Genomic DNA, 11,349 nt, shown 5'->3' with positions numbered 1-11,349 from the left:
CTTTAGTTTTTAAGTTTTAGTATTCAGTTTTAGTATTCAGTTTTAGTATTCAGTTTTGTTGCTATACGCAATCGCTTATAAACCGAGAATGTTTATAAGCCAGTCGAACGTCTTTTCGCCATGACTGCCCCTCTTACGTTTCTTACGCGAGCTAGACTTTTTGACCTTCGGCCTCTTTTTTGGCCGATTCGCAATCGCCCTAGCTTCCTCACGCGCAAGATTTTCTCTGCGTACAGCGCTAGTTGCAGCGCTAGTTACTGCGCTACTTGCGTTATCTTTCGCGCTATCTTTCGCGCTATCTTTCGCGCTAGTTACTGCACTACTTGCAGCGCTACTTGACTCGCTATCTTTCGCACTATCTTCTTCGTCTTCCTTCTTTTTCTTCTTAACCGGCAAACCAGCCCACCAAATGTAGCCGCCCACCACGCACAAGCTTCCAAAGCAGCCCAAAACCCACCATGGGAATCGCGGAACATCAGGCTTCTTACCACGAAGCGCCTTATCCGCAGCAGGCGTCGGCACAACTCGCTCACCAGTCACCAAAATGCGCTGCGTGTTAATACCGAGAGGCGTGCAAGTAATCAGCGTCACCAAATCCTTGCCAGGCACAGCCGCAATCTTCTTCGTCTCGTCCGGGTTCACAACAATTTTGTCAACTACCTTATAGGTAAGAATCTCGTCGAAAACCTCAATCGTAAAAGTGTCACCCTTAACGATTTCGTCAAGACGCGTGAACATTTCCGCACTAGCAAGACCCCTGTGGCCGGTTATAACCGAGCGCGTGCCCTTTCCTCCAACCGGAAGCGAAGTTCCACGCAAATGGCCAAGACCCTTCAGAAGAGTGGCATCCTCCGTGCCGTGATAAACCGGCAAATCAAGGTCAATCTTCTTAATACGAAGACGAGCCATAAGGCCATCATCATTAGCTTTTAACTGATCCCAATAGTCCTGACTAGCATCCGACGTTTCTCCATGCGAAGTTGGAATATTCGTATTCGCTTCGTAAATAGCGCCAGACGAAAGCTTCTGATTGTACTCGCGCGCGCGGCGCAACTGCTCGTGCGGAGCAGGAACCGCATGCGTAATAAGCTTCGCGTACTCAGCCGCAACCTCCGACATGTGATACTGACTCAGCCACATGGCGGCATGCGGATAAATAAGCGACGCAAACGACGCAAGCAACAGCAGAGCAGGGATTATACAGGACTTCGAAAAGCGCCACTTTTTTGCGTTGTTGCGCGAGTTTATTTTCGATATTTTTGAGTATCGTCTATGAGTTTTGACTGATGTTCTTGTTCTTTGAGCTTGACGAGGCTGGAAAATTTGTGTTTGCGCAAGTTCCCGTCCTTCGTCGCTTTGGCTGTTAAAGGATTTACTGTCTGCTTTGTTCTTAAAAGAACGTAGCTTTCTCAGTCCTCTTTTATTGCTGAACACAATTTTTCCAGCCTCTCAACATACTAAACAACAACACAAAACTCATAGACTCGTTAAGTTTGTTACGAAAGTGCGCGGCTTACTAAGTGCAACTAAAGTTGCGCAACTAAGCTGCGGGTGGGTGCGTGGTTTGTGTGCTTGGTGTGGTGTGTGCAGCAGCATAAATGCTAGTGTCCGCTTGATCAACAGGAATCAGCGCCTGCAAAGCAATGATGCAAAGCTTCAGAAGCAACTTCAGCAGAGCAAAACTGCAAAGCTTCGGAAACATTTGCTGAGAAATATCCGGCGATTGTTGTCGTTTTTGCGTTGTTCGGAAACATTTGACGGAGATTTTCGGCGTTTGAGCTCCGACCTGCTTTCGCGCATAATCCGCAGCATAGCCGTTCGGCTGATTTAGCATGTGAAGCATGGTGTGCTTTACATTCCAAATCATGCTTTGACCGAGCTTGAAATCCCATTGATTTCAAGCTCGTTCAAAGCGCGCGAGCATCCCTTATTCAGTGCGAAAACCTCAAATCTCACCACACGAATATCCACACAACTGAATAACTGCACAACTAATCCGCTCAAACCGGTTGCATAGCTTGTTTCAAAACCAAACTGTGCAACCGGCAGAGCAAATCAGCTGAACAATTGTTCAAGCCACACAGCCAACTAAGTTACTCAGCCAGCCGATTGAGTTTTACTCCTGTTCCTGCTCCTTGCGACGCTTCATCACAACGTAGAAGAGCGTGCCAGCGATGCCAACAATGCCGCAAAGCGTCAAAATCACCAATCCGCGAGCACCGGTCATAGGCAGCGCGCCGAGGATTTTGTCAACAGCAGTAGACTTCTTGTTGTTGATCTTCAATGTGTTAGCTGAATCTTCAACACCAGCAGTGAGATTCACACAATGAAGCTTGTCATCAAGTTCAAATCCATCTGGAGCCTTAGTTTCAACTGCGCAATAAACGTGTGAAGTTTTAGAATTATTACCAACGAAGAAGGAATCAGAAGCCTTACCTTTATCATCGGTTGCAGCCATTGTGCGAACTTTGCCACTATCGTCTATTAAGCCCTTGGCATCAGCAGTATTTACTTCAGAAACTTTCTTACCATTAAGATCACTTAGTTGCTTTCCTTCAGCAGCTTCATAAACCTGGAACACTGCATCCTTCAAAGGCTTTCCATCTTTATTCTCACCATCACTCAAACCAATCTTATTGATGTTTAGAGTAGCGAAATTAGTGGTGTCTTCACCTTCGTGAGTAGGATTACCTGGAGTTTCGCATGGCTGATCCTTAGTTGGAACGCATGGAGTTTTATCTCCTTCGCCAGTTGTTATGCCATCTACATCAGTGTTTATAAAGTTCTTAATTTGTCCAGGAGCAATAACTGTTGTTACAACTGTTGCTATAAGTTTGCCACCAACTTTTGCAGTAGCCTTAGTCAAACCTTCACCAATGAGCTTAACGCGAATCCACTTAACAGTCTTGAGCTTGTCAGCAATGGATAAATCAGTAACCTCAGTTGGAGTTGCCTTTGTATCAGAATATGCTTTAACTTCATACATGCTTGTATCTAGCGGTTCAGCATTATTCCCATCTTTATCAGTAAGCTTCACATCCTTAACACTGCTATAGTTCAAGAAGTCTGTGTTAATTGGATCAGTGAAGGAAACATTGGAGTATTTAGTCTCACCTGGTTTAAGAGCAGTAAGTGGAATGGAAATATCCCAGCCCATCGTTGTCTTAGTGCCATCGATGAACGGCTGATTTGGAGCAGCCTGAGCTTTCTTCGTAACCCTATTGGTGGACACGTCATTCTTTGGATAAATATTTAACTTGTAAATCCAATCATGATCCTTGGTATTTGGAAGAGGAACCGTTACAAGGAATGGGTTAACTTGCTTAGTAACGCTAACAGGTTTTCCATCTCTCATAGGTTTGCTATTAGCCAAGTCTTCTTCTACCAGGTACAAGCCGTACGTAGTACCAAGATTGAATGTTGTAGAACCTTCCTTAGTGCAGCCTTGATCACTTGTAGCACAAGTTGCTTGTTCTTTAATATCAGCCGCAGTGGTAGAAGCCTTCAAGTTAGCATCTTTTAAAGCCTGAGCAGCAGTCTTATTCTCAACATTAAGATTTTTAATTGCTTCCCAGCCTGACGACTGTGACAAATCAATGTCAGTATCATCATTTTTAACAACACGAGTGAGCTTGAACTTCACGCCTGAAATTGGTTTTTGTGTAGCTGGAATAGTCTGTTCTTTACCATTATTCTTAGTCTGACTCTCAGGACCTTCATACTTGTAAATGGTAATAGAAGTAGCCTGACCAGATTTAATATTCGCAGTGTTTTCACCTTCAGCAGGAGTACTCTGCTCACCAGCAGCCCAGGCAATAGAGCCTGCAACACAGCACGTTCCGAGTGTGCAGGTCGCGGCTAATACGGCAACAGCGCGTTTTAACTTTGAAGTCTTTAGACGCATATTCCCTCTCTTCAATAAATCAATTAATCGTCTTATCCTCTTTATTTAGACTCAAAAAGGCTGTTCGTAGACCAAACAAAAAAGATTATAATGTTGTAACAACTGCATCGACACAGACGCACGACTGTAAACACACGATGCGAATGCAGAATACAACTTCAACCTTCATCATTCAGCTATTTTTCGCAATTGTGCGATAACGCTCAACCATGAGTAAATACAATAATAACTGATAATCAGACGAAAAATAACGTGAAGTATAACATAGTCAAATGTTTATATTTCTGAGCATCTACCCCCCCCCCCGGTACAAAAATTGTTAAAAATCAATGGGTTTGGAGGTGTCAAATTACTAGCTCAGTCGCTTTTTGCGCGTTTTTATTTTTTTCTAAAAAATAAAATACGGCGTGTCGCATCGCCTTGCTTTTTCACTCAAAGCGTAGCGTGAAAAAGCAAATCGATGCGGTAGCGACGACTCAATGTTGAAAGCACAGTGTGCTTTCAGCGTCGGAGCGCACACGATTACGCTTTCTTTATTTCTTAAGAAAGCGTAATCTGCCGAGCAATAATCCAATAAGATACAAATACAATTGACTCGCTTTTCGCTTAAGCGTAGCGCGAAAAGCGACCCAATGCGATAGCGCTTGCATATTGTGTAAAGCCCAGTGGGCTTTACGCGCAAGCGCGCACACGATTGTGCTTTCTTTATATTCCTAACGAAAAGTCAACCTGTCAGAATTTCCAACAAGTTCGTTTGGAAAGTACAAGGCAAGTTGAGCGCTAAATCGCAGCACTCAAGCAGATTGTCGCACATTCGGCACAAACTCAATCCTGCAAGTCGCGTTCAAAGCACTTGCAATACGATTCAAAAGAGCAATAGTCGGATTCCTCGAACCATTTTCCAACCTGCTAATATCCGACTGACTTATACCCGTCTTCTCCGACAGCTCAGCCTGAGTCAAACCAGCCTTTTTTCTAGCCATAACAAGCGACATAGTCAAATCTCTTTCCGGCTGAAGCGCATCATACTCTTTCTTGAACTCGGGATCCTTCATAAGCTCGTCCGTGAGTTCATGCAAATCATTCATTCGCGTTTCCTGTACTGCACTCGTTCCCTGCCCCACTTGCATTCCCTGCAACTCTTGCTTTTCCATCACAAGCCCATCTTTCTATTAAAATATTCAGCCCTTCTCTGCATAGCTACCAATATTTCACTACGCGGAGTTTTCTGCTGCTTTTTAACAAACCCATTGGTGGCAACAATAATTTTATTAGCATCAAAAAAGTATAAAATACGCACTATGTTGCTACCTAAAATAGTGCGAAGCTCAAAAATATGGTTGCCAACATGCTTACTAAGCGGCTCTCTTGCGTCGCTTCCTAACATCTCCAAACGACGCAAATCCGAAACCACCTTTGCTCGCAACTTAACATCTAAACTTTTAATAAACTCACGTACTGGCTTATCACCATCCTTATCACTGTAAAAAATCACATCAAACAATTCCCCAACCCCCTGTTTTATGTTATATATAGCATAATCTCTTGTATACATCTTGTCAAAACAAGCAACCATACGTTACTAACGCAGTCGCCAATCTGCACGCATGTCCCAAAACAACCAAAATCAGCCACTAACGCAGAACACACGCGTTCTCTAATTTGCAGTAATTAAAAAGACGATAGATTTTTATTTCTACCGTCTTGCTTAAAGCTCATACAACTATCTACTTTGTTCTCTGTGTATTAAATTTTCAAATTCTTATTGTTTAACATTCCAGCAAACATTGTATGATACATATCCTTCGACGATTCTTCTATCCTGGTAATACTTGATATTTTATTTCCTGCATCCTTTGATGATGCTCCACAAAGATAAAAGGCCTCATTTTCTGCCCCAAAGTCTATTGCAATATATCTATCATGGTATTTTTTATCAGCTATCTTCAAATTCAAATCTATATTAGGATAGTCTTTTCTAAAATCATCTAAAATATTTTTCGTAAGCATATCTTTATTTCTTACATTATCGCTAAAAACTATGATTTGCATGTTATCTCTTGCAGCCCTTAAGAGTTCCAATGTTTTAAGCCCTATATAATTATCTATAACATAGATGCTTTTCTTTGCTGACTTATATATTTTTGTATAGGCAACATCTGCTTCTATCTTATCTCCATTCAGCAAAAGAAAATGCTTGTAGGTGTTACTATCTATAAAATTATCCATTACCTTTTTCAGATCTTCTTTTGTTGCAAAGGTGCTAATTTTATCATTTATATTTGCTATTTCTTTTGAATGCTGCATTATGTAATTTGTATTTTGACTTGTTTGCAATAACAGTTGCGCCATTTCTTTTGAGCTAAGAAAGTCTCTATTTTCAATAATGAAATCTTTCATCTGCTTAAACATTCGTATTAAAGCCTTACTTTGCTTAACTGCCAGCTCTCCCCTTAATACGGTTATAAGCATATAGATTCCCTGTTCTGTAAAGGCGTAGGGCTTGTATTTAATATTACTGCCTCTACCTTGCGCTTTGTTCAAGGTCGCAAAATGCGACCTTGAAAGTTCAGATACTTGCCCATCGTTCAAGGTGCCAAAATGGTACCTTGAAAGTTCAGATACTTCCTCATCGGTTAATTGGAACATAAAATCGTCATCAAATTTTTCAATATTCCTTTTGACCTGTCTATTAAACATTTTTGTCTCATAACCATAAATTTCAGCTAAATCCGAATCAAGCATAACTTTTTGATTTCTTATATAGTGAATCTTACTTTTAAGCGTAGTTCCATCTATTACAACAATCTCTTTATTCTCTTCTGCCATAATGCCCCCAACATTATCTAAATATCTTTTCCAATCCGCCACGCACTGCGTAACTTTTACTGCGTAACTTTTTTAAATCAACTGCGCCAGTAACAAATAAACAACATCGTGCGTAGATTTATTAGTCTTTGAGCTGAATTAATAGGTATGATGCATCGATGCTCTTGTTCAGCGCTTGAAACCATGATGATAGTACTAGTATTTGCTGCAATCATACGACTGAGGTTATTCGACTTGACAATAATTTCGCAATCAGATTAACGCATTGTGGATAAAAGGTATTGAGCGCACGTAAATAAGTAGTTACGTAAGATTACGAATACTACGCAAGGGACACTAATGCAGAACACTGACTGCATGAGTGTCCCAAAACAAGCAACCAGAGACACTCTCGCAGAGCGACGACTGCACCAGTGTCCCAAAACAAGCAAAATCAGACACTCGCGCAGAACACCGACTGCGCCAGTGTCCCAAAACAAGCAAAATGAGACACGCACGCAGAACGCAATATGTCCAGCAACAAAAAAGGAGCTTCAAGCCCGCAAGCTTGAAGCCCCATTTTTATATCAGATTATCGCAATCACTCAGCTTCGTCGCCGTAATCACCCTGACCACCCTGGTCGTCAAGGAAATCATCCGGGTTAAAGTCGTCGCCGAGCTTCATATCGCCAAAATCAATGTTGGAGAAGTCAACATCCGCCATATCGCTTTCACCGAAGTTCGATGGCGTGCCGTCAGCCCCACCCAAACCGAAGTTAGGGTAAATGGAGTCGCGCACCTGAGGATCCGGCTCCACGTTAGCGTTGCGGTAACGCGCCAAACCGGTACCAGCTGGGATGAGCTTACCGATAATAACGTTCTCCTTCAAGCCCTTAAGGTCATCTTCCTTCTGGCTCAAGGCGGCCTCGGTAAGCACGCGCGTAGTCTCCTGGAAGGATGCGGCAGAAAGCCAAGAATCCGTAGCCAAAGAAGCCTTGGTAATACCCATAAGCTCTGGTCGGCCGGCAGCAGGCTTGCCACCGTTCTTAACGGCAGCCAAGTTTGCCTCACGGAACTTTGCCTGATCCACAAGCTCGCCCGGAAGAAGCTCAGTGTCGCCAGAATCAATCACCGTAATACGGCGAAGCATCTGGTGCACAATAACTTCAATGTGCTTGTCGTGAATATCAACGCCCTGAGAACGGTAAACGTTGTGAACCTCTTCCACAATATTCACCTGAGCTGCGCGCGGACCAAGGATTCGCAAAATCTTCTTAGGATCCACAGAACCCTCAATCAGCTGCGTACCAACGTCAACATGCTCGCCATCCTTTACCAGCATTGGCGCACGACGCGTCACAGGGTAAACGATTGGCTCAACCGTAGTGTCGTCTGGAGTCAAAGTCACCTGACGGCCGTGATCGGTATCCTCAACCTTCACAACGCCTGGGAACTCAGCAATTGGAGCCTCGCCCTTAGGAGTACGAGCCTCAAAAAGCTCCGTAACACGAGGAAGACCCTGCGTAATATCGGAAGCCGAAGCAACACCACCGGAGTGGAAGGAACGAAGCGTAAGCTGCGTACCAGGCTCACCAATGGACTGTGCTGCCACAATACCAACGGCCTCGCCAACATCCACGAGTCGGCTCGTAGCCAAGGACCAGCCGTAGCACTTTGCGCAAACGCCGCGCTTAGATTCGCAAGTAAGCACAGAACGCGCCTTAACTTCCTCAACGCCGTGCGCAACCAAATCGCGCAAAACGTCCATAGAAAGCGCATCTCCGCACTTTGCCAAAACTGTAGTGCCGTCAGCAGGATCGAGAACATCTGCAGCAAGCAAGCGCGAGTATGGACCGCCATCAGCAGCCTTAACAAGCGTCAAATTGCCGTTTTCGTCGCGATCAGCAATCTTCATCATAAGACCGCGCTTAGTGCCGCAATCTTCTTCGCGAACGATTACTTCCTGCGAAACGTCCACAAGACGACGAGTCAAGTAGCCAGATTCTGCCGTACGAAGTGCGGTATCTGCCAGGCCCTTACGAGCGCCGTGCTGGGAGATGAAGTACTCCAACACAGACAAGCCGTCGCGGTAGTTTGACTTAACAGGTCGAGGAATAATCTCGCCCTTAGGGTTTGCCACGAGGCCTCGCATACCAGCAATCTGGCGAATCTGCATCCAGTTACCACGTGCGCCTGACTGAACCATGATGTTCACGTTGTTGTCGTCGTGGAAGTTTTCGCGCATTGCGTCTGCAACCTTGTCGGTGCATTCAGTCCACAAGTTGATCAACTCTTGACGACGCTCTTCGTCGGTAAGAAGACCCATATCGTACTGGGAGTTGATTTTTGCAGCCTGATCCTCGTAATCTTGCGCGATTTGCTCGCGATTTGGAGGAAGCACAATGTCGGAGAATGCCATTGTTACGCCAGACCAAGGAGCGCGAGTAAAGCCGAGATCCTTCAAAGCGTCGAGTGTTGCTGCAACTTGCGCTGTAGAATAGCGGGTTGCGATTTCGTCGACGATCTTAGAAAGTACGCCCTTTGGCACCTGCTCGTTTACGAACGGATAGTCAACCGGCAAAGTTCCGTTGAACAAAATACGTCCGCAAGAAGTTGCAAACAGTACAGTTCCGTCCTTAAAACGCTCTTCGCGCACAACGTCTGGGCTGCCTGGCTCAGGATCAACAACCTTAAGCTCGGAAGGCTCCCAATTCCTTGGCAAAACGAAGTCTGAAGGAACGCGAATCAGCACCTTAGCTTGCATGTCAATCTCATGCTTGTCGAGAGCCATTTCAGCTTCAGCAAGCGAGGAGAAGACTCGGCCTTGACCCTTGGCTCCATCAATTACGGTAGACAAGTAGTAAAGACCCAGAATCATATCCTGAGATGGCATTGTAACGGTGTGGCCGTCTGCTGGCTTCAAAATATTGTCGGAAGCCATCATCAAAGTACGAGCTTCAGCTTGAGCTTCGGCAGAAAGCGGAAGATGCACTGCCATCTGGTCACCATCGAAGTCTGCGTTGAATGCTGCGCAGGCAAGTGGTGGCAGGTGGATTGCTTTACCTTCAACCAAAATTGGCTCGAATGCCTGAATACCCAAGCGGTGAAGTGTAGGTGCGCGGTTAAGAAGCACAGGATGCTCGGAAATAACTTCCTCGAGCACGCCCCAAACTTCGGAGTCACCGCGGTCTACCAAACGCTTTGCGCTCTTCATATTCTGAGCGAAGCCCTGATCTACCAAACGCTTAATAACGAATGGCTTGAAAAGCTCCAATGCCATTGGCTTTGGCAAACCGCACTGATGCATGCGAAGGCTTGGGCCAACGACGATTACGGAACGACCGGAGTAATCAACACGCTTACCGAGCAAGTTCTGGCGGAATCGGCCTTGCTTACCCTTAAGCATGTCGGAAAGCGACTTTAATGGTCGGTTGGATGCGCCGGTTACTGGGCGTCCGCGGCGACCGTTGTCGAAGAGCGAGTCGACTGCTTCCTGAAGCATGCGCTTTTCGTTATTAAGCATGATTTCAGGAGCGCCGAGCTCAATAAGTCGCTTCAAACGGTTGTTACGGTTGATTACGCGACGGTACAAATCGTTCAAATCGGAAGTTGCAAAACGACCACCATCGAGCTGAACCATTGGTCGCAAATCTGGTGGGATTACTGGAATTACGTCCAAAACCATAGCTTCTGGCTTGTTTCCAGTAGTCAAGAATGCGTTTACAACTTTCAGTCGCTTCAAAGCGCGAGCCTTGCGCTGACCGGTTCCGTTGTCGATTTCTGCGCGAAGCTCTTCTGCGGCAGACTTCAAATCGAAGTCCTGCAAACGCTTCTTAATAGCTTCAGCACCCATGCAGCCTTCGAAGTAGTCGCCGTAGCGATCTTCCATCTCGCGCCACAAGTCAACGTCGCCTTCCATATCGCCGGCACGCAAGCCCTTGAAACGGTCGAACACTGCGTTCAAACGCTGAATCTGCTCGTCGTAGCGAGTACGAATAGCAGACATTTCGCGTTCTGCACTAGCGCGCAACTTAGATTTTGCAGCACCCTTACCGTCTCCAGATTCTTCCAGCTCGTGCAAGTCTTCTTCAACCTTCTTAGCGCGAGCTTCGATTTCGTTATCGCGACGCTTGCGCAAGTTGGCGATTTCGGTATCGAATTCGTCTTGCAAATCTGGAAGATCTTGATGACGCTGTTCTTCGTCGACTTTCGTAACCATGTAGGCTGCGAAGTAGATTACTTTTTCAAGATCCTTAGGTGCAATGTCGAGCAAGTAGCCCAAACGGCTTGGCACACCCTTGAAGAACCAAATGTGCGTTACCGGAGCTGCAAGCTCAATATGACCCATGCGTTCGCGGCGAACGCGGCTGCGGGTAACTTCCACGCCGCATCGCTCGCACACGATTCCCTTAAAGCGCACGCGCTTATACTTGCCGCACGCGCACTCCCAGTCGCGAGTTGGACCGAAGATCTGCTCACCGAACAGACCGTCCTTCTCTGGCTTTAGGGTACGGTAATTAATGGTTTCTGGCTTCTTTACTTCGCCGTGGCTCCAGCTACGGATATCTTCGGCGGTGGCCAGTCCAATCCTCAGTTTGTCAAATGCGTTGACGTCCAGCACTCTTATCGTCCTGTCT

General features: G+C 45.6%; 7 protein-coding genes. All 7 read right to left on the bottom strand.

Going from position 1 to position 11,349, the window contains the following annotated elements; all coding sequences use genetic code 11:
* Positions 1–75: 75 nt before the first annotated feature.
* The 7 genes from HXT33_RS01400 to HXT33_RS01370 all read right to left on the bottom strand — a co-directional run bounded on the left by HXT33_RS01400 (position 76) and on the right by HXT33_RS01370 (position 11,333).
* Positions 76–1,257 carry a class C sortase gene (locus HXT33_RS01400; RefSeq protein ID WP_421787640.1) on the bottom strand — a complete coding sequence of 394 codons (1,182 nt, stop codon included), beginning with the start codon at positions 1,255–1,257 and terminating at the stop codon, positions 76–78.
* Between the two features lie 283 nt (positions 1,258–1,540).
* A complete protein-coding gene (locus tag HXT33_RS01395) occupies positions 1,541–1,867 on the bottom strand; it encodes a hypothetical protein (RefSeq protein ID WP_421787236.1) in 327 nt (108 codons plus the stop codon).
* 249 nt (positions 1,868–2,116) lie between these two features.
* The gene (locus HXT33_RS01390; RefSeq protein ID WP_421787234.1) at positions 2,117–3,904 is read right to left on the bottom strand and encodes a SpaH/EbpB family LPXTG-anchored major pilin; all 1,788 of its coding nucleotides are present in this window, start codon (positions 3,902–3,904) and stop codon (positions 2,117–2,119) included.
* 794 nt (positions 3,905–4,698) lie between these two features.
* Positions 4,699–5,058, bottom strand: a complete 360-nt coding sequence (locus HXT33_RS01385; protein WP_421787232.1) for a helix-turn-helix domain-containing protein — start codon at positions 5,056–5,058, stop codon at positions 4,699–4,701.
* Positions 5,058–5,480 (bottom strand): type II toxin-antitoxin system RelE/ParE family toxin, encoded by a 423-nt coding sequence (locus HXT33_RS01380; RefSeq protein ID WP_230453930.1) that lies wholly within the window; start codon positions 5,478–5,480, stop codon positions 5,058–5,060. The genes HXT33_RS01385 and HXT33_RS01380 overlap by 1 nt, the downstream gene beginning before the upstream one ends.
* A gap of 170 nt (positions 5,481–5,650) precedes the next feature.
* Positions 5,651–6,733, bottom strand: coding sequence for an ORF6N domain-containing protein (locus HXT33_RS01375; protein WP_421787230.1), 1,083 nt, complete (start codon positions 6,731–6,733; stop codon positions 5,651–5,653).
* Between the two features lie 580 nt (positions 6,734–7,313).
* A complete protein-coding gene (locus tag HXT33_RS01370; RefSeq protein ID WP_421787228.1) occupies positions 7,314–11,333 on the bottom strand; it encodes a DNA-directed RNA polymerase subunit beta' in 4,020 nt (1,339 codons plus the stop codon).
* Positions 11,334–11,349: the final 16 nt, after the last annotated feature.

This window comes from Gardnerella sp. DNF00753, assembly GCF_049244275.1.
Classification (GTDB): domain Bacteria; phylum Actinomycetota; class Actinomycetes; order Actinomycetales; family Bifidobacteriaceae; genus Bifidobacterium; species Bifidobacterium greenwoodii.
This window is presented reverse-complemented; position numbering and strand designations above follow the sequence as displayed.

What these genes read in the sequence shown, in the direction of transcription:
- HXT33_RS01385 (WP_421787232.1), bottom strand. Translation starts at nt 5,058, where the DNA reads ATGGAAAAGCAAGAGTTGCAGGGAATGCAAGTGGGGCAGGGAACGAGT.
- HXT33_RS01380 (WP_230453930.1), bottom strand. Translation starts at nt 5,480, where the DNA reads ATGGTTGCTTGTTTTGACAAGATGTATACAAGAGATTATGCTATATAT.
- HXT33_RS01390 (WP_421787234.1), bottom strand. Translation starts at nt 3,904, where the DNA reads ATGCGTCTAAAGACTTCAAAGTTAAAACGCGCTGTTGCCGTATTAGCC.
- HXT33_RS01395 (WP_421787236.1), bottom strand. Translation starts at nt 1,867, where the DNA reads ATGATTTGGAATGTAAAGCACACCATGCTTCACATGCTAAATCAGCCG.
- HXT33_RS01375 (WP_421787230.1), bottom strand. Translation starts at nt 6,733, where the DNA reads ATGGCAGAAGAGAATAAAGAGATTGTTGTAATAGATGGAACTACGCTT.